The organism is Candidimonas nitroreducens (genome assembly GCF_002209565.1).
Classification (GTDB): domain Bacteria; phylum Pseudomonadota; class Gammaproteobacteria; order Burkholderiales; family Burkholderiaceae_B; genus Candidimonas; species Candidimonas nitroreducens.
In genome coordinates this window covers 21,030-42,462 of the sequence record NZ_NJIH01000021.1, presented here as the reverse complement: position 1 = coordinate 42,462, position 21,433 = coordinate 21,030, and the positions used below count along the sequence as shown (strand labels likewise).

Annotated in this window: 14 protein-coding genes; 5 read left to right on the top strand and 9 right to left on the bottom strand. The window is 66.7% G+C overall.

Translation table 11 applies throughout. From position 1 onward, the window contains the following. Positions 1 to 29 precede the first annotated feature (29 nt). The 3 genes from gspD to gspF are packed head-to-tail and all read left to right on the top strand — an operon-like array spanning position 30 to position 5,135. Entirely contained in the window at positions 30 to 2,495 is a 2,466-nt protein-coding gene (gene gspD / locus CEY11_RS24610) for a type II secretion system secretin GspD (RefSeq protein ID WP_088606102.1), read from the top strand. Next, positions 2,492 to 3,913, top strand: coding sequence for a type II secretion system ATPase GspE (gene gspE / locus CEY11_RS24605; RefSeq protein ID WP_088606083.1), 1,422 nt, complete (start codon positions 2,492 to 2,494; stop codon positions 3,911 to 3,913). Before gspD ends, gspE begins: the two co-directional genes overlap by 4 nt. A 16-nt stretch (positions 3,914 to 3,929) precedes the next feature. Further along, the gene (gene gspF / locus CEY11_RS24600; RefSeq protein WP_088606082.1) at positions 3,930 to 5,135 is read left to right on the top strand and encodes a type II secretion system inner membrane protein GspF; all 1,206 of its coding nucleotides are present in this window, start codon (positions 3,930 to 3,932) and stop codon (positions 5,133 to 5,135) included. A 64-nt stretch (positions 5,136 to 5,199) separates the two neighbouring features. Here the strand turns inward: gspF and putA are convergent, their stop codons facing one another. The 6 genes from putA to clpS form a co-directional block, all read right to left on the bottom strand. Then, positions 5,200 to 9,036 carry a trifunctional transcriptional regulator/proline dehydrogenase/L-glutamate gamma-semialdehyde dehydrogenase gene (gene putA / locus CEY11_RS24595; protein ID WP_088606081.1) on the bottom strand — a complete coding sequence of 1,279 codons (3,837 nt, stop codon included), beginning with the start codon at positions 9,034 to 9,036 and terminating at the stop codon, positions 5,200 to 5,202. Between the two features lie 209 nt (positions 9,037 to 9,245). Beyond that, complete coding sequence (locus CEY11_RS24590; RefSeq protein WP_158215435.1) at positions 9,246 to 9,887, bottom strand: PqiC family protein; 642 nt, start codon at positions 9,885 to 9,887, stop codon at positions 9,246 to 9,248. A 22-nt stretch (positions 9,888 to 9,909) separates the two neighbouring features. Continuing rightward, on the bottom strand, positions 9,910 to 11,541 hold the full coding sequence (locus CEY11_RS24585) for a PqiB family protein (RefSeq protein ID WP_088606101.1): 1,632 nt from the start codon (positions 11,539 to 11,541) through the stop codon (positions 9,910 to 9,912). 227 nt (positions 11,542 to 11,768) lie between these two features. Continuing rightward, complete coding sequence (locus tag CEY11_RS24580) at positions 11,769 to 13,091, bottom strand: paraquat-inducible protein A (RefSeq protein ID WP_408608164.1); 1,323 nt, start codon at positions 13,089 to 13,091, stop codon at positions 11,769 to 11,771. 79 nt (positions 13,092 to 13,170) lie between these two features. Next, positions 13,171 to 15,489, bottom strand: a complete 2,319-nt coding sequence (gene clpA / locus CEY11_RS24575; protein WP_088606078.1) for an ATP-dependent Clp protease ATP-binding subunit ClpA — start codon at positions 15,487 to 15,489, stop codon at positions 13,171 to 13,173. A gap of 148 nt (positions 15,490 to 15,637) precedes the next feature. Beyond that, positions 15,638 to 15,961 (bottom strand): ATP-dependent Clp protease adapter ClpS, encoded by a 324-nt coding sequence (gene clpS / locus CEY11_RS24570; protein ID WP_088606077.1) that lies wholly within the window; start codon positions 15,959 to 15,961, stop codon positions 15,638 to 15,640. A gap of 372 nt (positions 15,962 to 16,333) precedes the next feature. Here clpS and CEY11_RS24565 point away from each other — a divergent pair, with 372 nt between their 5' ends. Continuing rightward, positions 16,334 to 16,576, top strand: coding sequence for a cold-shock protein (locus tag CEY11_RS24565; protein WP_088606076.1), 243 nt, complete (start codon positions 16,334 to 16,336; stop codon positions 16,574 to 16,576). A 125-nt stretch (positions 16,577 to 16,701) separates the two neighbouring features. Beyond that, on the top strand, positions 16,702 to 17,268 hold the full coding sequence (locus tag CEY11_RS24560; protein WP_088606100.1) for a DUF192 domain-containing protein: 567 nt from the start codon (positions 16,702 to 16,704) through the stop codon (positions 17,266 to 17,268). Positions 17,269 to 17,466: 198 nt separating this feature from the next. On the opposite strand, the gene pcaF is transcribed toward CEY11_RS24560, so the two are convergent. From pcaF to sodB, 3 genes are all read right to left on the bottom strand, one after another. Beyond that, the gene (gene pcaF, locus CEY11_RS24555; protein WP_088606075.1) at positions 17,467 to 18,675 is read right to left on the bottom strand and encodes a 3-oxoadipyl-CoA thiolase; all 1,209 of its coding nucleotides are present in this window, start codon (positions 18,673 to 18,675) and stop codon (positions 17,467 to 17,469) included. Between the two features lie 264 nt (positions 18,676 to 18,939). Beyond that, on the bottom strand, positions 18,940 to 20,394 hold the full coding sequence (locus tag CEY11_RS24550) for a chloride channel protein (protein ID WP_088606074.1): 1,455 nt from the start codon (positions 20,392 to 20,394) through the stop codon (positions 18,940 to 18,942). Positions 20,395 to 20,632: 238 nt separating this feature from the next. After that, complete coding sequence (gene sodB / locus CEY11_RS24545) at positions 20,633 to 21,211, bottom strand: superoxide dismutase [Fe] (protein WP_088606073.1); 579 nt, start codon at positions 21,209 to 21,211, stop codon at positions 20,633 to 20,635. Positions 21,212 to 21,433: the final 222 nt, after the last annotated feature.

Below are 21,433 nucleotides of genomic sequence, written 5' to 3'. Positions count from 1 at the left end.
GAATTTATCTAGAACAAAATATGGTTGCCATGATCTCTCGACATCAACGTCCGCAGGCGGACTCCCGCCCACCCTTGCGCCTCAGGCCCCTGGCCTCGAGCGTGCTGGTGGCACTGGCACTGAGCGGCTGCGCGACGACCCAACCCGGCAAGCCGCCGCAGGCCGACGGGTCTCCGCTGATGGTCTACACCTCGGTCGGCTCGCAGCAGGCCGAACAAGCGCAGCACTTTCCCGACGATACGCAAGCACGCCAACCCCGGCCGCGCAGGCTGCAGCCCTTACCGGCCCGCCCTACGTTCGACGACGAACAGCCCAAGCAGGGCGCCGCCGCGCACGAGGAGCGAACCACCCGGCTCAACTTCAAAGAGGCGGATCTGCAAGCCGTGGTGCGGGCGCTGGCGCAATTCACCGGCCGTAATTTCGTGGTGGATCAGCGGGTGCGGGGCAAGCTGACCCTGGTGTCGGACACACCTGTCGACCCCGACACCGCCTATTCCATGCTGCTGGGCGCGCTGCGCATGCAGGGCTTTGCGGTGGTGGAGGTGGACGGCGTGAGCCGCGTGGTGCCCGAGGCCGACGCCAAGCTGCTGGGCGGGCCGGTGGCCTCCGGCGGCAAGCAGGCATCGGGCGGCGAACTCGTCACGCGGGTCTTCCCGCTGCATTACGAAAAGGCGGCCGACCTGCTGCCGGTGCTGCGCCCGCTGATCCCCCCCAACAACACCATCACCGCCCAAGCCGGCAATAACGCGCTGGTCATCACCGATTACGCCAGCAACCTCGAGCGCATTGCCAGGATCATCCGCCGCGTCGATACGCCCATGGCGCTCAATACCGACGTGATTCCCATCGAGTACGGCGTGGCGCTGGACGTGGCCGCGCTGGCACAGCGCCTGCTGCAGGACGACCAGGGCCGCAACGACCAGCAATTCCGCATCCTGGCCGATTCGCGCAGCAATTCCGTGCTGGTGCGGGCCAGCACGCCCGAGCGCCTCAAGCTGGTGCGCGATCTCATCCTGCGCATCGACGCACCGGGATCCGAGGCGGGCAATCTGCATGTGGTGTATCTGCGCAACGCCCAGGCTTCCCACTTGGCCGAGGTGCTGCGCGGTGCCCTGACGGGCCGCAGCAATACGACAAACAACGCGGCCAGCACGCCGCTGGCCGCGACAGGCATGCAGCAACAGCAGCAACACGGCACCACCGTGCCGACGGCCGCCTTTTCGAGTCCGGCATCGGCCCAGACATCGCTGGCGTCATCGGCGCAAACGGGCGCCGGCATGTCGCAGACGCCGCTTGCCGAGCCCCAGCAGGCGGTGAGCTTCTCGGCATCGGGCGCGACGGTGCAGGCCGATCCCACCACCAACACCCTGATCATTTCAGCGCCCGACCCGCTGTACCGCAGCCTGCGCCAGGTCATCGACGAACTCGACCAGCGCCGCGCGCAGGTGCTGATCGAAAGCCTGATCGTGGAAGTCAATGCCGACAACGCAGCCGAACTCGGCGTGCAATGGATGGCCGGCTCCAACGGACTGGACAGCGGCCATTCCAGCTTCTTCGGCGGCGCCAACCTGGGCGGCACCGGGATAGGCACCAATACGAATGCCCTCACCACCATCGACGCCCTGGGCACCGGCCTGAGCCTCGGCGTGGTCAACGGCACCGTGAACGTGCTGGGCAGCCAGATCCTGAACCTCAGTGTCCTGGCGCGCGCCCTGAAGCAGCGCGGCGGGGTCAACGTGTTGTCGACCCCGAACCTCATGACGCTGGACAACGAAGAAGCCAGCATCATCGTCGGCCGCACGGTGCCCTTCGTGACCGGCTCCTACACCACCTCCGGCGACGGCGCGAGCAACCCGTTCCAGACCGTGCAGCGTGAAGACGTGGGCCTGACGCTGCGCATCCGCCCGCAGATCACCGAGGGCGGCACGGTCAAGCTCGCGCTTTATCAGGAAGTCAGCAGCATCGATCCGTCCTCGTCCCTGACCTCGGGCTCCATCATCACGCGCAAGCGCGCCCTGCAAACCAATGTGCTGGTCGACAATGGCCAGATCATCGTGCTGGGCGGCCTGCTGGAGGACGAGATGGACGATTCCGACGCCTCGGTGCCCGTGCTCGGCGACATCCCGGTTCTGGGCAATCTGTTCAAATACCGCAAGCGCACCCACACCAAGACGAACCTCATGCTGTTCCTGCGCCCCCACATCGTGCGCACCGCGCGCGACAGCGCCGGCGTGACGCTGGATCGCTACAACTACATGCGCGCGCTGCAGACCCGCCAGCCGTCTTCCGGTTCGTGGCTGATGCCGGCGGCCGCGCCCACGCTGCTGCCCAATGCACAGCAGGATCCGCGCACCGGGCTGATCGATCTGCGCGGCGCCGCGCACGGGGCGGGCGCAGATGCGCCCGACACCCGGCCAGCGCCGCAAACCCCGGCGCCCGCGGCCACCCCGCAGCCCGCGCCGGTGCCGGCCAGGCCGCCCGGATCCCTGCTATGACGGAGCGCCTGCCCTATGTCTGGGCGCGCAGCCAGCGCGCGCTGCTGCAGACCGGCATCGCCGGCCCGGCGCTGACGATCTCGGAACGCACGCCGGACTGGGCGGTGGCCGAGATCCGGCGCCGCCACGGCGAAGTGCCGCTGCGCCGGGTTTCGGACGCCGAACTCGACACTCTGCTGGCCGCCGCCTACGCGCAAACCGGAGACGCAGCGGCCGTCATGGACGCGGCCTCGCACGAAATCGATCTGGATCGCCTGCTGCAGGAAATGCCCGAGGTCGAAGACTTGCTGGAAATCAGCGACGATGCGCCCATCATCCGCATGATCAATGCCCTGTTCACGCAGGCGGTGCGCGACGGCGCCAGCGACATTCACGTAGAACCGTTCGAGACGCACTCCGTGGTGCGCTATCGCGTCGACGGCACCTTGCGCGACATCGTCAGCCCGCGCCGCGCGCTGCACAACGCCCTGGTCTCGCGCATCAAGATCATGGCCAGCCTGGACATTGCCGAAAAGCGCCTGCCGCAGGACGGCCGCATCGCCCTGCGCGTCGGCGGACGGGCCATAGACGTGCGCGTATCGACGCTGCCCACGGGACACGGCGAACGGGCGGTGCTGCGCCTGCTGGACAAGGACGCGGGACGCCTGCAGCTCGAGCGCCTGGGCATGTCGGCCGTGGTACTGCGGGGACTGGACGACCTGATCCACCATCCGCACGGCATTTTTCTGGTGACCGGGCCCACGGGCAGCGGCAAGACCACGACGCTGTACGCCGCCCTGGGCCGGCTGGACGCCGCGACCACCAACATCCTGACCGTCGAGGATCCCATCGAGTACGACCTGCCCGGCATCGGCCAGACCCAGGTCAATCCGGGCATCGACCTGACCTTCGCCTCGGCGCTGCGCGCCATTCTGCGCCAGGATCCGGACGTCATCATGGTGGGCGAGATCCGCGACCTGGAAACCGCCCAGATCGCCGTGCAGGCCTCGCTTACCGGCCACCTGGTGCTGGCCACGCTGCACACCAACGACGCCGTATCGGCCGTGACCCGGCTCATCGACATGGGAGTCGAACCGTTCCTGCTGGCCTCCACCCTGCGCGGCGTACTGGCGCAAAGACTGGTGCGCAAGCTGTGCCCCTCGTGCCGGCAGCCGCAGGCCGACGGCAGCGCAACCTGGAACCCCGCGGGCTGCGCGGCCTGCGGCCATACCGGCTACAGCGGCCGCACTGGGGTGCACGAACTGTTCGTGCTGGACGACGGCCTGCGCGCCATGATCCACGCCGATGAAGGCGAGCATGCGCTGCGCCTGGCGGCGCGGGAGCGCGGCATGCGCAGCCTGCGCCAGGACGCCGAGCGCTGGATCGAACAAGGCGTGACCTCGCTCGCCGAGATCGAGCGCGTCACGCGCGACGGCTGAGGCGACGGAGCCCGCCATGCCCTCCTACCAGTACCAAGCCATCGACGCCGCGGGACGCAGCGAGCGCGGCATGGTGGATGCGGACAGCGCGCGCAGCGCGCGCCAGATCCTGCACGCCCGCGGGCTGCTGCCACTGGAAGTGACCGAGTCGCGGCGCCGGCGCACGCCGGGCGCAGCGCTCGGCGCGCGCATCAACGACGCCGACCTGGGCTGGCTCACGCGCCAGCTGGCCAGCCTGCTGGCCGCCCGGCTGCCGCTGGAATCGGCGCTGCGCGCCACGCTGGAGCAAGCCGAACGCCGCCACGTGGCCCTGACGCTGGCCGCAGTGCGCGACGACGTGCGCGCCGGCCACAGGCTCGGGGAAGCCCTGGCCGCGCACCCGCGCGACTTTCCGGCCATCTACCGCGCCCTGGTGGACGCCGGCGAACAGTCCGGCGAGCTGGCCCGCGTGCTGGAGCGGCTGGCCGACTACATCGAATCGCGCGGCGCCCTGCGCAACAAGGTGCTGACGGCCTTCATCTACCCCTGCATCGTCAGCGTCGTGTCGGTGGCCATCGTGGTCTTTCTGCTGAGCTACGTCGTACCGCAAGTGGTGGGCGCCTTCACCCAGGCACACCAGACCCTGCCGCTGCTGACCCGCATGATGCTGGCCGCCAGCGCCTACTTCCAGAACTGGGGATTGGCCACCGGCGTGCTGCTCGCCGCATGTTTCGCCGCCTGGCGACTGTACTTGCGCCACCCCGCCGCGCGCATGGCCTGGCATGCGCGGGTGCTGCGCCTGCCGGTGCTGGGGCGCTACGCCCTGGGGGTGGACGTGGCGCGCTTCGCGGCCACGCTGGCCATACTCACCGCCAGCCGGGTGCCGCTGCTGGCGGCGCTGGACGCATCGCGCCATACGCTGAAGAATCTTCGGCTGCGCGCCGCGGTAGACGAAGCGACCCACCGCGTGCGCGAGGGCGGCGCCCTGGCACAGGCCTTGCAATCGCAAAAGACTTTTCCGCCGCTGCTGATCCATCTGGTGGGCAGCGGCGAGCGCACCGGCGAATTGCCCGCCATGCTGGAACGCGCCGCTGCCGTCCTGGCCACGGATCTGGAGCGGCGCGCCATGACCATGACCGCCCTGCTCGAGCCGCTCATGATCCTGATCATGGGCGGCATCGTGCTGCTCATCGTGCTGGCGGTAATGCTGCCCATCATCGAGCTGAACCAGCTGGTGCAGTGAAAAGCCGCGCAACGCAGGCTGCATGGAACGGCAAGCAAAGCCGGCGCAATGCTCGGCCCTGCTTTCACCCCACCATCATCAGGCTGGCGTTGCCGCCGGCGGCAGCGGTGTTGATGCTGAGCGACACCTCGCGCAGCAGGCGATCCGGCACGTAGGGCCGGCCGGCCAGGATCTCGTCCGTGCTCAGGCCCTGCACGACCAATATCGGCCCGCCGCGCGCCGCTACACGCCGGTTCAGCTCGCGTAGCGCATCGCCGTCGCCCTCGAACAGTACCGCGTGATACGAGCCCCGATCGATTGCGTCCTCGGCCATGAGTTGCGGCCGCAGGCCGGCGGCGGTGCGGCCGGCCGTGCCGGCGATGGCGGTGGCGGCGAACTCGCGGCCCGCGGCATTTTCCAGCAACAGCATAGGGTTGCCCGTGGCGCGGCAGGCGTCATATTGCGCCTGCGCCCCCGCTGCCGTGGCGGCGATGCACAGCACGCTGCCGCGCGGCTGCAGGCGGTAGGTATTGCTTTCCCCGGTGGGGCCCGGCAGCGTAATCGAGGCGCGGCCGTCGGCCCCGAGTTCGCAGCCCGCCGGCAGCCCGGACGGCCGCTGCGCCAGCAGCCGCCACAAATACAGCGGGCCGCCGGCCTTGGGCCCGGTGCCCGACAGCCCTTCGCCGCCGAAAGGCTGCACTCCCACCACCGCCCCGATGATATTGCGGTTCACATACAGATTGCCGGCGTGGATGCGGCTCGTGACCCGCTCTACCGTTTCGTCGATGCGCGTGTGCACGCCGAAAGTCAGCCCATAGCCCAATGCATTGATGCCGTCGAGCAAGGCGTCCAGCTCGCCGCGGGCGTAGCGCAGTACGTGCAGCACCGGCCCGAACACTTCCCGGCCCAGCACCGACACGTCGTCGATCTCGACCAGCGTCGGCGCCACGAAGCAGCCGTGTGCGCAAGCCGCGCCAAGCTCCTGCCGATCGACGGCAAAGCCCGCGGCGCGCATGGCCTCGACGTGCGCCTCGATGACCGAGTGCGCCGATTCGTCGATGACGGGGCCGACATCGCTAGCCAGATTGTCGGTGGGGCCCACGCGCAATTCGCGCAGCGCGCCGCGCAACATGGCCAGCACGCGGTCGGCGCACTCTTCCTGCAGGCACAGCAGGCGCAGCGCCGAGCAGCGCTGCCCGGCGGAATCGAAAGCCGAAGCCAGCACGTCGTACACCACCTGCTCGGCCAGCGCCGACGAATCCACCACCATGGCGTTCTGGCCGCCGGTCTCGGCGATCAGGGGCACCGGATGGCCGGCGTCGTCCAGGCGTTCTGCCAGCTTGCGGTTGATGCCCTGCGCCACCTCGGTCGAACCGGTGAACATGACGCCGCGCACCCGCGGGCTGGCGGCCAGCGCCGCGCCCACGGTCTCGCCGGGCCCGGGCAGCAGCTGCACGGCGGCGCGCGGTACCCCGGCACGATGCAGAATCGCCACCGCCTGCGCGGCGATCAGGCTGGTCTGCTCGGCCGGCTTGGCCAGCACCGGATTGCCCGCCGCCAGGGCCGCGGCCACCTGGCCGGTGAAGATGGCCAGCGGGAAATTCCACGGACTGATGCACAGCACCGGCCCCAAGGGGCGGTGCGTGTCGTTGGAAAAAGAGCGTTCGATAATGCCTGCGTAGTAGCGCAGGAAATCGACCGCCTCGCGCACCTCGGAGACCGCGTTGGGCAAGGACTTGCCCGCTTCGCGCACGATCAGGCCCAGCAGGGGCTGCATTTCGTCTTCCAGCAACTGGGCGGCACGCAACAGGCACTGGGCGCGCTCGGGCACCGGCGTCGACTGCCAGATGGGTGCCACGTGCACCGCGGCGGCCAGAGCCGTCTCGATTTCCGCCGCATCCGCCTCGATGACCTGGCCCACGACATCGCGCCTGTCGCTCGGGTTGAGTACCGCGACGGCGCGCGCCTCGTCCCACTCGACACCGGCCGCACCCTCGCCCACCAGCGGCGCAGCACGCCAGGGCGTAGCGGCGCCGGCCAGCAGCGCCGCCGACAGCGACGCCAGGCGCTGCTCGTTGCTGAGATCCAGGCCGGAGGAATTGAGCCGCCCTTCGGCCTGCACGTACAGATCGTGCGGCAGCGGAATCTTGTGGTGCGCGGCCCCCAGCGGGCGGATGCGCTCGGCCGCCTGTACGGGGCCGGCGATCAGCGCTTCGATATCCAGGTCGGGGGCGCCGATCTGGTTGACGAACGAAGTATTGGCGCCGTTTTCCAGCAGGCGCCGCACCAGGTAGGCCAGCAGCGTCTCGTGCGTGCCGACCGGCGCATAGATGCGGCATGGCCGGTTCAGCTTGCCCTGCGCCAGCGGGCCGGTGACCTCTTCGTACAGCGATTCCCCCATGCCGTGCAGGCACTGGAATTCATACTGGCCCGGATAGAAGTTCTGCCCCGCCATGTGATAAATGGCCGCCAGGGTATGGGCATTGTGCGTGGCGAACTGGGGAAACACCGCCACGGGATCGGACAGCAGCTTGCGCGCGCAGGCCAGGTACGAAATATCGGTGTAGATCTTTCGTGTATACACTGGATACCCCTCGAGCCCATCCACTTGGGCGCGCTTGATTTCCGCGTCCCAGTAGGCGCCCTTGACCAGGCGCAGCATGAGCCGGTGCGAGCTGCGCCGCGCCAGATCCATGACGTAATCGATCACGAAAGGCGCGCGCTTCTGGTAGGCCTGGACGACGAAGCCTATGCCGTTCCAGCCCGCCAGCCCGGGATCGAAGCACAGCGCCTCGAGCAGGTCGAGCGACAGCTCCAGCCGGTCGGCCTCTTCGGCATCGATGTTCAGGCCGATGTCGTAGCCGCGCGCCAGATGGGCCAGGGCCGCCAGGCGCGGCAGCAGCTCGGCCATGACGCGTTCGCGCTGCGCCCGCGCATAGCGCGGATGCAGCGCCGAGAGCTTGATGGAAATGCCCGGGCCTTCGTAGATGCCGCGGCCCTGCGCGGCCTTGCCGATGGCGTGTATGGCCTGCTCGTACGAGGAGTAATAGCGCAGGGCGTCTTCGGCGGTGGTGGCCGCCTCGCCCAGCATGTCGTAGGAATAGCGAAAGCCCCTTACTTCCAGTTCGCAGCCGTTGGCGATGGCCGCCGAGATCGTCTGGCCCGCCACGAACTGCTCGCCCATCATGCGCATGGCGATGTTCACGCTTTTGCGTATGAGCGGCTCGCCGCCCTTGCCGATGAGCCGCGTCAGGGCGTGCGACAGCGACTGCTCGCTATTGACGCCCACCAGCTTGCCGGTCAGCACCAGCCCCCAGGTTGCGGCATTGACGAACAGCGACGGCGACTCGCCCAAGTGTGACTTCCAGTCGCCGTGGCTGATCTTGTCGCGTATCAGGGCATCGCGGGTCGCCCGGTCGGGAATGCGCAGCAAGGCCTCGGCCAGGCACATCAGCGCCACGCCCTCCTGGCTCGAAAGCGAGAACTCCTGGATCAGACCCTCGACCCCGCCGCCCTTGCGCTTGCCGCGCAGGGCCTCGACCAGCCGCAGGGCCAGATCGTGCACCTCGCGCGGCTGGCGGCTGCGCGCCAGGTCGAGCAGCAGCGGCACGCACTCGGCTTCGGGGCGCCGGTACGCCGCGGTGACCGCCGCGCGCAGCACCGACTGGGGTTGTACTTCCTGCGCGAATTCATAAAACACCGGCATAGGCTCGGGCGCCGCGGCGCCCTGCGCCGATTCGGCTTCAGGGCTGGCCCGGCCGGAGATTTCCACCGGTATGCGGCCGCGCTCGATCGCATCGACGTAGGACAGGATGGCCTGCTTGTGCAGCCAGTGCGGAGTGCGCCCGACTTTCTCGGCGGCCAGACGCAGCCGTTCGCGCAAGGCGTCGTCGACCTTGACGCCCAATGTAGTGCTTGCCATGTGCACGTCCCAATATGCCGCCCGGATGCGCGGGTTGCGGTTGAATGAGGGCGCGGGCGCAGCGGCGCTGCGCGCGGCGACCTGGACGGCGTATGGAATGGTATGCTAAATGGGTTGCAACATTCTATATATTAGGGTTAACCCTTTATATAAGGTATCGCGACATTTTCTTATGAAAATTGATTAGCCCATTGCTTCATAAACGATTTTCAGGTGCAACCTTCAAGCGTAACGCCAGTCGCAGGAGCTTCGCCATGCCCCGAGATCTGGCCCGCGATCAGCGCGGCGATATGCTGCAGGGCCAGCCGCTGCCCGGCCACCAGCGGCGCCACGCCCGTTCGGGCCGGCACCTCGGCCAGCGCACGGCACACCCGCACCGACTCGTGCCCGGTGCCGCCGCGCAGCTCGGCCAGGCGCCAGGTGGCTTCCAGCACCGCTGCGCGGGCATATATCAGCTCGTAGCGGTCGACGGTGAAATCCAGGCGCCACACCGGCAGGCCGCGCGGCTGCGTGCCCAGCGGGATGTCGGGCACGCCCAGGCGCTGCGACAGCTCGCCGGCCAGCGCATGGCGGATTTCATCGGCCAGCGGCGCCGCCCACAGCGAATGATTCAAGGGCTGCAATTGTGCCGGCCGAGTCGAATCGCCGATGACGATCTGCGGCCTGTCTACCTGCGCCGGTATCTTGACCGGCTGTACGCTCAAGGCATAGGCCAGCCGCCCATGAGGCGCCGGGGCCGGCGCCGAGGCCGGTTCCGGCGCCAGCGTGTAGTACTGATTGGCCGACGGCGCCGCGCACCCGGCCAGCAGCATCGCCGCAGCCGCCACGCACAAAAACTTGTAACTCTTCAAGCATCGCTCCATTCAAACAGACCTACTGGCCCGGCAGCACGTCGGCCGGATTGCCGCGCAACATGGAACTGGGGTGGGCCTGCAGGTAGTCGGAAAGCGCCCGCAGGGACTTCGCCGCGGCCTGCAATTCGCGCAGGGTCTGATCCAGATTGCCGTTGAGCGCCGAGCCCGGCGCCACCAATGTATCGACGTGCCCCAGCGAGCGCCGCGCCGCCTTGAGGGCGGCCGTGGCCTGCGGCGCCACCTGGTCGTTCAGCCGGTTGGACAGGCGCGTCAGCGACTTCAGCAGGTCTTGCAGGTCGCTGCCTATGGCGCCGAACTGCACCTCGCCGAGCTTGTCCACGATATTGCCCAGCTGCTGCTGCAGCCGGTCGAAATTGCCCGGCAAGGTCGGCAGCTGGACGGGATCGGCGGTAACGTCGAATTCCACCGGCGCGGCGTGCTGGAAGAAATCCAGGGCTACGTATTGCTGGCCGGTCAGCAGGTTGGACACCCGCAACTGCGCCCGCAAACCCTTCTTGACCAGAGGCGCCAGCGCGGCGCCACCGTTGCGCCCGCTGTGGACGTTGTCCTGGTACAGGCTTTCATAGGCCGCCCCCAGGCGCGAGGGGTACACGACGGTCTTGACCAAGACCACGAAGTCATGTTCCTTGCGGTCGTATTCGAGGGTGATGTCCTCGACCTTGCCCAGCTCGATACCGCGGAAGTCCACCGGGGCGCCGACCTTCAGGCCACGCACCGACTGCGGAAACACCAGATTGATGGGGAACGGCGGGCCGTCGGGCTGGGCCTCGGCCTCGGCCTCGTTGGCCTTGAGTTCGAACACGGCGTTGGCGGGCGCCGGGGTGCTGTCGCCGCTGCTTCCGTGGGAGAAGGAAATGCCTCCCGAGACGATGGCGGCCAGGGAGCCGGTCTGCACGGCCAGGCCGTCGCCATTGAGCGATATATTGATGCCGCTGACGTTCCAGAAGCGCGCATCGCGCGTCACGAACTTGTCGTTGGGCGCATCGACGAAAATCTGGATGCGCACCTTGCTTCCACCGGGATCGAGATCGTAGCCGACCACCCGCCCCACCTGGATGCGGCGATAGTAGACGGGCGATCCTATCTCGAGCGAGCCCAGGTCGGGTGCGGTCACAGTGTAGCGCCGTCCGGGACGGTCGCTGGCGACCTCGGGAGGCTTCTCGAGGCCCGTGAAATGGTATTTGGCCGCGCTCCCGCCAGCCTGCGAATTGGTGGTGTCCACGGAGATGTAGGCGCCCGACAGCAAGGTGCCCAGTCCGGACACCCCAGTGATGCCCAGCCTGGGACGCACCACCCAGAAGCGTGTGCCTTCGCGCGCAACATAGTCGGAGCTGTCGCGGCTGATCTGGATCTTCACCAGGACGCGGCTGCGATCCTGGGACACTTTGATGTCCTTGACCACGCCGATGGCGACATCTTTGTAGCGCACCTTGGTCTGCCCCACCTCGAGCCCGTCGGCCGACTCGAAGCTGATCGTCACTACCGGCCCGATCTGCATCCAGGCCCTGACCACCAGCGACAGACCGATCACCGCAGCCAGGATGGGGATCAGCCAGATCCAGGAAATTCGCGTCTGGCGTTTGGGAACCACGCGCGGCGGCAGCGGCGCGCCGGCCGACGAGGCATCCATGGCGGCAGGCGCGCCGCTGCCGGCAGGAGCAACGCCCGCCGTGCCGGCGCCGGCTTCTGTGCCGGCATGCTTGCCAGCCTCTTTGCCGGCCGGGGCGGCTGCGGCGCCCGATGCGGCGGCGCCCGACGTATCGACACCCGACGTATCGACGCCCGACGCCTCTTCGGAGCCTCGGCCGCCCGCTGCGGCGGGCTTTTCCGGATCGGAAGGAGGAATACTCGATTCGGTCATGCAGTCTCTCTAATCGCCTCGTGATGCGCGTCGTTGGCGGACGGGTGCGTGCCGCGAGCCGCCTCGCGCGCGTCCCAGCCGCTACGCGGATCGTAACTCATGGCCCCGAGCATGGTCAGCACCACCACCAGCCCGAAGCTGGCCGCGCCCGGCCCGGCCGTGATCTGGCTGAAGCCCGGGAAATTGGCCATGGACGACAGCAGGATCACCACGAATACGTCCAGCATCGACCACTGGCCGATGAATTCCACGAATTCATAAAGGCGGGTGCGCTGGCGCTGCGCCTCGGCGCCTTGCCAACGCCGGTGCAGCAGCAGGAATGCGAGCGCGAACAATTTGGTCATGGGCACCACGATACTGGCGACGAACACCACGATGGCCAAGTCCCAGGAACCCAGTTGCCAGAGTTCGATCACCCCGCCCAGTATGGTGTGGGCACTGGTGCCGGCGGGAGTGCGCAGCAGCATTACCGGCAGCAGATTGGCCGGAAAATACAAGATGGTGGCTCCCGCCACATAGGCCCAGGCGCGCGAGGCCATGATGGGCTTGCGCAGGTGCACCGCCGCACCGCAGCGGCGGCACCTGGCCGCGGCGCCATCTTGCGGCAGGCTCTGCACGCAGCCGCAAGACTCGCAGGCGGCTACCGGCAGGCCTTCGGCCAATGCCGCACCGGAAGCCTCGACCAGACCCGCGTCTTCGGCCTCGTGCCACAGATACCGCGCCCCGGCACGGGTAAGCGACGTCATCAGTACGGTCAGCACCGCAAAGGCCCATAGGCCCGGCCCGGTGCTCAGGGTGGCCAGGCTCGACAGCTTGACGATCGCCACCAGTATGCCCAGCATCAGCACAGGCACCATGCTCCAGGCGGGCATAGCGGCCAGCACCCGCATGCCGTGGCCGAAGTCGGAAGGCAGCCGGCCGCGGCACAGCTCCAGCAGCGCCCACAGCAGGAACAGCAACTGCGCCAGCGGCAGCGCGAAGCCGAACAGGCCGGTCATGATGGCCACTGCCTCATGCCCCTGCTCCCAGGTAAGCATGATGGCATCGGGCAGCGTGGCCTCGAGCGTCATGCCGCTGAGCTTGAGCGTGGCGATGGGAAAGAAATTGGCCAGGGCGAACACGATCAGCGCCGTGAGAGTCACGGCGACCCAGCCGGACGGGCTCAAGTGGCTGCGGCGATACAACACATGATCGCAGCGCCGGCAACGCGCCTGCGCCCCGACCGGAATCGGGGCGCGCTCATGCAGGCAGGCACATTGCGGGCAGGCGATCAGCGGCCGAGGGCGGCCGGCATGCCCGGTCTGTAATCGATGCGCGATGCGCGTTGCGGCGTCCTGCCCTGCGGCTCGTAACGTTTGCGGCTCTGCGCCTTGTGCCCGCATCGATAACTAACCCGCCTCAATCGACGAGTTCGGCTTCCGGCTCGACACCCGCGCGCCGTCCGGGCCCGGACGGGCGCTCGTCGAACAGCAGCACGACCTTGCCCTGCTCGTCGAGATCGATGGTGACGTGGCCGCCGCCCACCAGGCGGCCGAACAGCAGCTCGTCGGCCAGGGCGCGACGGATCGTGTCCTGGATGAGGCGCTGCATGGGCCGCGCGCCCATGAGAGGATCGAAGCCTTCCTTGGCGAGGTGGTCGCGCAGTTCCTGCGTGAACACCGCCTCGACGTGCTTTTCGTGCAGCTGGTCTTCGAGCTGCATCAGGAACTTGTCGACCACGCGCAGGATGACCTCGCGCGACAGCGGCGTGAAGCCGATGATGGCGTCGAGCCGGTTGCGGAACTCGGGCGAGAACATGCGCTTGATGTCGGCCATTTCGTCGCCCACGTGCGGGGCGCTGGCAAAGCCGATGGAGCTGCGGTTCAGGGTCTCGGCGCCGGCATTGGTGGTCATGACGATGATGACGTTGCGGAAATCCGCCTTGCGGCCGTTGTTGTCGGTGAGCGTGCCGTGATCCATGACCTGCAGCAGGATGTTGAATACATCCGGATGCGCTTTTTCGATTTCGTCGAGCAGCAGCACGCAATGCGGCTGCTTGCTGATGGCCTCGGTAAGCAGGCCGCCCTGATCGAAGCCGACGTAGCCCGGGGGCGCGCCGATCAGGCGCGAAACCGTGTGGCGTTCCATGTATTCGGACATGTCGAAGCGCAGCAGCTCGACGCCCAGCGTAAAGGCCAGCTGGCGCGCGACTTCTGTCTTGCCCACCCCGGTGGGGCCGGAGAACAGGAAGGCGCCTATGGGCTTGTCGGGACGCCCCAGGCCGGAACGCGCCATCTTGATGGCCCCGGCCAGCGCGCCGATGGCGGCGTCTTGGCCGAACACCACGGTCTTGAGATCGCGCTCGAGCGTGGCCAGCTTGTTGCGATCGTCGCTGGACACGCTTTGCGGCGGGATGCGGGCAATCTTGGCCACGGTGGCCTGCACCTCGGCCTTGCCGATGAGCTTTTTCTGGCGCGAACGCGGCAGCAGACGCTGCGCGGCGCCGGCTTCGTCGATGACGTCGATGGCTTTGTCGGGCAGGTAGCGGTCGTTGATGTGGCGCGCGGCGAGTTCCGCCGCCGCGGTGATCGCCGCCGCCGAATAACGCACGCCGTGGTGCTGCTCGAAGCGCGCCTTCAGGCCGCGCAGGATCTGGATGGTCTGCTCGACCGTGGGCTCGACCACGTCGATTTTCTGGAAGCGCCGCGCCAGCGCGTGGTCTTTCTCGAAGATGCCGCGGTACTCGTTGTAGGTGGTGGCGCCCAGGCACTTGAGCTGGCCCGAGGACAGCGCCGGCTTGAGCAGGTTGGAGGCGTCGAGCGTGCCGCCCGAGGCCGAGCCCGCGCCGATAAGCGTATGGATCTCGTCGATGAAGAGAATGGCGTTGGTATTGTCCTTGAGCGATTTGAGCACCGCCTTCAGGCGCTGTTCGAAGTCGCCGCGGTACTTGGTGCCGGCCAGCAGCGCGCCCATGTCGAGCGCGTAGACCTGGGCGTGCGCCAGGATGTCGGGCACTTCGCCCTGGATGACGCGGCGGGCCAGGCCTTCGGCGATGGCGGTCTTGCCCACCCCCGCCTCGCCCACCAGCAGCGGATTGTTCTTGCGCCGCCGGCACAGCACCTGGATGACGCGCTCGACTTCCTGTTCGCGGCCGATGAGGGGGTCGATGCGACCCTGGCGCGCCTCGGCGTTGAGATCGAGCGCGTAGAGTTCGAGCGGCGACTTCTGCTGGTCGGACTTGTGCTCGCCTTCGGTGCCGCCCTGCTGCTTGGCGGGCGGCTCGGCCGGAGGTTCTTCGGGCGTCTTGGTGATGCCGTGCGACAGGTAATTGACCACGTCCAGGCGCGTTACGCCCTGCTGCAGCAGGTAGTAGACGGCGTGCGAGTCTTTCTCGCCGTACATGGCAACCAGCACATTGGCACCAGTGACCGCGGTCTTGGACGAATTGCCCGAAGACACGTGCATGATGGCGCGCTGGATGACACGCTGGAAGCCGAGCGTAGGCTGGGTGTCCACCTCGTCTTCGCCCGGAAAGACCGGCGTGTTCTCGTTGATGAATTTGCGCAGGTCTTTGCGCAAGACGTCGATATTGGCCGAGCAGGCGCGCAGAACCTCGACCGCAGAGGCATTGTCCAGCAGCGACAGCAGCAGGTGCTCTACGGTGATGAATTCGTGCCGGGCCGTGCGGGCCTCGACAAAGGCCATATGCAGGCTGACCTCAAGTTCTTCGGAAATCACGCTTCCTCCATGACATATCGAAGCGGACAAAACAAATCGGCATAGCCTATTCTATGACTAATTCGCGGCCGCGTATTGTTCACGTCGACCCTAGTGTTACCGGATTGCATCAAAAACCGCAGCCGGCGGGCGTTTCGGGCATGACGGCTCAGGCATCGGGCGCAGGTTCCATGATGCATTGCAAAGGGTGTTGGCGCGCGCGCGCCATCTGGCGCACCATTTCGACGCGGGTGGCGGCGATGTCGCGCGTGTACACGCCGCACACGCCGCGGCCCTGGTGGTGCACCAGCAGCATGATGCGCGCCGCCTCGTCTTCATTCTTGCCGAATATGCGCTGCAGCACATTGACCACGAATTCCATCGGCGTGTAGTCGTCGTTCAGCAGCACCACCTGGTACATCGGCGGCGGCGCCACCTTGCTGGCCTGCCGGTCGAGTACGGTGTCCTGCTGGTTGTCGGTTTGTATGGCCATAGAGTGAAACTGGGAAACCTGGGAAACGAAGCCCGGAAAATTCAGGGGGCTGGCGTCCGCTAGTGGGCCGGACTGCCGCCGCCCCGCCGGAGCCGCGGCGGCTCCGAGTGGGGGGCGATCCCGGCCGACGGCATAAAAAGTCGCCGCAAACCCCCGAAAAACCGTCAAAATGTGGCGTCAAAGTCTATATAAGTGCTTTCCATACTTGACCAGCATGGGTTACATTAAGCATTATCATAATATTCTGAATGTTTTCATGTATTTGTTAGCACCGTCGTCGGCACCGGCACCATGAAGGCACCACGAACAGAAATAGGCTAAACCCGGCGCGCCGGGCATTCAAGTCAACACTATAGTCGAGAGGCAGTCCGCATGTCAGATTCAACCGCAACCTCCGCAGGGGACACGCAAAAACTTACCGGAACCGTCAAATGGTTCAACGACGCCAAGGGCTTTGGCTTCATCACCCCTGACAATGGCGGAGAAGACCTCTTCGCTCATTTCTCCTCCATCCAGATGAACGGTTTCAAGACGCTCAAAGAAGGCCAGAAGGTCGCGTTCGAAATCGCCCAGGGCCCGAAGGGCAAACAAGCGCTGAACATCACGGCTGCCTGATCCTCTCGATGCTTACCAAATCATAAAAGATGTTCGATACACGCAATACCCTGGGGCCTGACGGCCCCATTTTTTTCGCCGCGGGACGGCGCGCAAGCCGCGAGAAGGGAAAGCCCGAACACGGTATGGCTCCCGCGAACGACGAGGCGCGCGGCGAACCCGGGCGGCAGGCAAAGCCGCGCGCCAGGCGGCAAGCCGGCGCGGCTTCGCTGCGCTTTTCCTGCTTGCGTTCGATCCGACGCGGCGCTTGTGCGCTGGCGGGCGCGGCTATAGTCGGCGCCGCACTGCCGGCCGGCGCCGCCGTCGCACAAGCGCCGCGCGACATGCATTTGCCGCAAATGCGCCTGGCCGTTGGCGGCCACGCCGTACAGGCCGAGATCGCCGCCACCGAGGCCAGCCAGAGCCAGGGCCTGATGTACCGCAAGTCGCTGGCACCCGACCACGGCATGCTGTTCGTCTTCGAGCAGGCCGGCCCGTTCTGCTTCTGGATGAAAAATACGCTCGTGCCGCTGTCCATTGCATTCATCTCCGGCAACGGCACCATCGTGAACATCGCCGACATGCAGCCGCAGACGGAAACCCCGCACTGCCCGGCGCAGCCGGTGCTGTATGCGCTTGAAATGCAGCAAGGATGGTTCGCCCGGCATCGCGTACACGCCGGGCAGAAAGTGGCCGACTTGCCCCGCCCCTAATGCCTGTAACGCTAAATAGGGCGCACATGCATACTGAATTGTCGTGGTGCCTGGCTAATGCGGCCACGAAAAATATATGTGCTTGCGTTAAAAGTGCTCTAGAGCATCTCAAGAGATAATCGCGACGGGCCGCCGCTCCCGCGGGAGCGGCGCCTGGAATCGCGCGGCCGCCGGCGGGCGCGGGCCGCGTAGCGCCGGCTAGACGCGTTCGAGGATGACGGCGATGCCCTGCCCCACGCCTATGCACATGGTGCACAGCGCGTAGCGCCCGCCGTTGCGGTGCAACTGGTTGACCGCCGTGATGGCCAGGCGCGCGCCGCTGGCGCCCAGAGGGTGGCCCAGGGCAATGGCGCCGCCGTTGGGATTGACGCGCGGATCGTCGTCGGCCACACCCAGCATGCGCAGCACCGCCAGGCCTTGCGCGGCGAAGGCTTCGTTGAGCTCGATGACATCCATCTGCTCGATCTTCATGCCGGCCAGCTGCAGCACCTTGCGCGAGGCAGGCGCCGGCCCTATGCCCATGATGCGCGGCTCGACGCCGGCCGTGGCCATGGCCACCACCCGGGCGCGCGGCGTCAGGCCCAGCGTGCCGGCCATGGACTCGGAGGCCACCAGCAGCCCGCAGGCGCCGTCGTTCACGCCCGAGGCATTGCCGGCCGTTATCGTACCGTCAGGGCGCACGATGGGTTTGAGGCGGGCCAGGGCTTCGAGCGAGGTCTCGCGCGGATGCTCGTCGGTGTCGACGACCAGCGGATCGCCCTTTTTCTGGGGGATTTCCACCGGGATGATTTCATCCCGGAACACGCCCGCCTTCTGGGCCGCGGCCGCCTTGAGCTGGCTGGCCAGGGCGAAGGCGTCTTGGTCTTTGCGCGAGACCTGGAACTGGTCGGCCACATTCTCGGCCGTTTCAGGCATGGAATCGATGCCGTATTCGGCCTTGAGGCGCTTGTTGACGAAGCGCCAGCCTATGGTGGTGTCGTAGATGGCGGCGCTGCGCGAGAACGCGGTTTCGGCCTTGCCCATGACGAAAGGCGCGCGGCTCATGCTTTCCACGCCGCCGGCCAGCATGAATTGCGCATCGCCCGCACGGATGGCGCGGGCGGCGCTGCCCAGCGCATCCAGCCCCGAGCCGCACAGGCGGTTGATGGTCGCGCCGGGCACGTCGACGGGCAGCCCGGCCAGCAGGATCGCCATGCGGGCCACGTTGCGGTTGTCTTCGCCGGCCTGATTGGCGCAGCCCAGCAGCACGTCGTCCAGGCGCGCCCAATCCACGCCTGGGTTGCGCGCCACCAGCGCCTTGATAGGCGCGGCGCCCAAGTCGTCGGCGCGTACGCCGGCCAGGGAACCGCCGTAGCGGCCGAAGGGCGTGCGCGCGGCATCGCAGATGAAAGCTTGTGGTGTAGTCATGGAAAACCCGGGGTCGAAAAAGAAGAAATGAAGAAACTAACGAGATGTACAGCAAACGGCGCGGAGCCTGCCCTCCCGGCAAGCGTAAAGCTAATCTTATCGCACCAGGCGGACTTTTTTGTCGAAATCGCCCTCGCCGTCCACAGAGTGGCCACGTCTCCCTGGGAGCACCCGAGCTCGGGCGGCCGCGCCCGAGCCGAAGGCCGGCTCTAACGGTCATGGCGGGCGCCGCCTCCCCCGAGGATGAAAGAGGCTTCTTTCACACTAAGGCGAAGCCCGCTCCGGGCTTACAGCCTGGTTCGCAGCCTGGGCCGGAGCCTGGCGCTGGGCCTGAGCTTTGGCGCGCTGGGCTTGGTCATATTCGATGGCGCGGTGCCGGTAGCGGCCCGCCGCGTTGTGATAGAAAGCGTGGGGGCCGAACTGGCGCGATACGACGGAGGCGAACAGCGAGCCGACCAGCAGCCAGAACAACATCGGCTGGCTGCCCGTCATTTCCATGACCACCACACTTGCGGTCAAGGGGGCCTGGGTGGCGGCCGCCAGGAAGGCCGCCATGGAAAGCAGCACCAGCACCCTGGGGTCGGCCGCCGAGCCGGCCAATCGTCCGATCTCTGCGCCGATACCCGCCCCCGTGGTCAAGGCCGGCGTGAAAATGCCGCCCGGGATGCCTGCCCAGTACGAAGCCAGAGTCGCCGCCAGCTTGGCCACGCCAAAGCCGGCAACTTCGGGGCTGGCACCGGCCAAGGCCTGGGATGCGTGAGCGTAGCCCGTGCCATAGACGGTGTTGTGCGTATACAGGCCGACTGCCGCTAGCCCCAAGCCCAGGACAAACGCCAATTGCACGGGGTGGCGCCGCACCCAGCCGCGCCAGCGCGCCGGGACGAATGCCGCCGGCCCCTTGCCCAGGGCATGCGAAAAAATGCCCCCCAGCACGCCGCAGGCCAGGCCGCACACCAGTGTCCAGGCCAGCATATTGTGCGCCAGCGAGTGGCCCGAGAAGGTGCCGAAATACGGGTTGTTGCCCACCAGGGCCACGACCAGGAAGCCCGAGGCCAGCACCCCGATGAGCACCAGGCGCTGCCAACGCAGCGCCGTACCGCGGCCCAGCTCTTCGATGGCGAATATGACGCCGGCAAGCGGCGCGTTGAAAGCCGCCGCCAAACCGCCCGCGGCGCCGGCCGCGATCAGCTCGCTGGCGTGGAATCCTTTGAGGGGCACCCCCATCTTCTTCCAGAAGTTGCCCCAAGTCAGCATTACCGCGGCCCCCACCTGCACCGACGGGCCTTCGCGGCCGATGGAGGCGCCGAACACCAGGCCGGCGAAGGTCAGGGGAATCTTCCACAAGGCCTGAACCAGCGAAGTAAGCTGGCGCCGCCCGCCAGTGGGCGGCAACGACAGTGAAGCGATGACTTGCGGAATGCCGCTGCCGGCGGCGTTGGGCGCATAGCGCAGGGTCGCCCAGCGGATCAGCGCCAGACCGAACGGCAACAACACCCAGCCGAGCCAGGGCAGCGCGGCAAGCCAGCGGCCATTCAGGGCGATCGCCAGATCCGCAAGGCGGGCAAAGCCCAGCGAAACCAGGGCCACGAGGGCCGCACCGCCCAGCAGCAGCGTCAGTTGCAGGGTCTTGCGCGACAGGCGCCGCAACTGGCGCGCCTTGCGGCGTATCGCCCGCCGGGCTTGAAATGGAAGGCGCCGCAGCGGAGCAATCAGGCTCATGGTCTGGAATCCGTCCGCGCCGAGTGGAAGCCCGGCGACATTGTAGGAAGCAGGAAGTAAAGAGGCTGTGATCGAGGCTGGAATTGCGTGCGAAGCTGGAATTGCGTGCGAGGCAAACCCGTATGCCGAGCCGCGGGACGCATGCACACAGCGGCTCGGCAACTGTGATCATACCCGCTAAAAAGGACGAACCCTCGCATGAGCGAGGGTTCGTGTCCAAGCATTAGAAACCGGGAAATCAGCCGAGGTTTTCGGCGGCGAACTTCCAGTTCACCAGGTTCCAGAAGTTTTCCAGGTACTTGGGACGCGCGTTGCGGTAGTCGATGTAGTAGGCGTGTTCCCAGACGTCACAGGTCAGCAGCGGCACGTCGGCGGTGGTGATGGGCGTGGCGGCATTGCTGGTATTGACAATGTCGAGCGAGCCGTCGGGCTTCTTGACCAGCCAGGTCCAGCCCGAACCGAAGTTGCCCGCGGCGGATTTGCTGAAGGCTTCTTTGAAGGCAGCCACGCTGCCCCACTTGGCATTGATGGCGTCGGCCAGCTTGCCGCTGGGCTCGCCGCCGCCGTTGGGCGACAGGCTGTTCCAGTAGAAGGTGTGGTTCCAGACCTGGGCGGCATTGTTGAACACGCCGCCGGACGCCTTCTTGATGATGTCTACGAGCGAGGCCGATTCGAATTCGGTGCCCTGGATCTGGGCATTCAGGTTGGTGACGTAGGACTGGTGATGCTTGCCGTAGTGGAATTCCAGCGTTTCTTTCGAAATGTTCGGAGCCAGGGCGTCCAGAGCATAAGGAAGAGGGGGAAGAGTATGAGCCATGATGTGCAGTTTCCTTCTTAAAAAAGCAATCAGCGAAATTCGATCAGCCTGTACGGGCCCGCAGCCGCAGCGGCAACCACGTCGCAAGAACGAGGCGTGCAGCCACAAACAGTGCAAATAGTACGCCTAGGCATGGCGACGCCATCCTTGCTTGTGTTGCAAGCCCGTATCTGCCCATTGTATCGGGAACGCGAGAATTAATTGTGATAACCCTCGACATAA

Coding starts and splice junctions, on each gene's coding strand:
- pcaF (WP_088606075.1), bottom strand. CDS start 18,675: ATGACTACACCACAAGCTTTCATCTGCGATGCCGCGCGCACGCCCTTC.
- clpS (WP_088606077.1), bottom strand. CDS start 15,961: ATGGCCATACAAACCGACAACCAGCAGGACACCGTACTCGACCGGCAG.
- sodB (WP_088606073.1), bottom strand. CDS start 21,211: ATGGCTCATACTCTTCCCCCTCTTCCTTATGCTCTGGACGCCCTGGCT.
- putA (WP_088606081.1), bottom strand. CDS start 9,036: ATGGCAAGCACTACATTGGGCGTCAAGGTCGACGACGCCTTGCGCGAA.
- CEY11_RS24560 (WP_088606100.1), top strand. CDS start 16,702: ATGGCTCCCGCGAACGACGAGGCGCGCGGCGAACCCGGGCGGCAGGCA.
- gspF (WP_088606082.1), top strand. CDS start 3,930: ATGCCCTCCTACCAGTACCAAGCCATCGACGCCGCGGGACGCAGCGAG.
- CEY11_RS24585 (WP_088606101.1), bottom strand. CDS start 11,541: ATGGATGCCTCGTCGGCCGGCGCGCCGCTGCCGCCGCGCGTGGTTCCC.
- gspD (WP_088606102.1), top strand. CDS start 30: ATGATCTCTCGACATCAACGTCCGCAGGCGGACTCCCGCCCACCCTTG.
- CEY11_RS24550 (WP_088606074.1), bottom strand. CDS start 20,394: ATGAGCCTGATTGCTCCGCTGCGGCGCCTTCCATTTCAAGCCCGGCGG.
- CEY11_RS24565 (WP_088606076.1), top strand. CDS start 16,334: ATGTCAGATTCAACCGCAACCTCCGCAGGGGACACGCAAAAACTTACC.
- gspE (WP_088606083.1), top strand. CDS start 2,492: ATGACGGAGCGCCTGCCCTATGTCTGGGCGCGCAGCCAGCGCGCGCTG.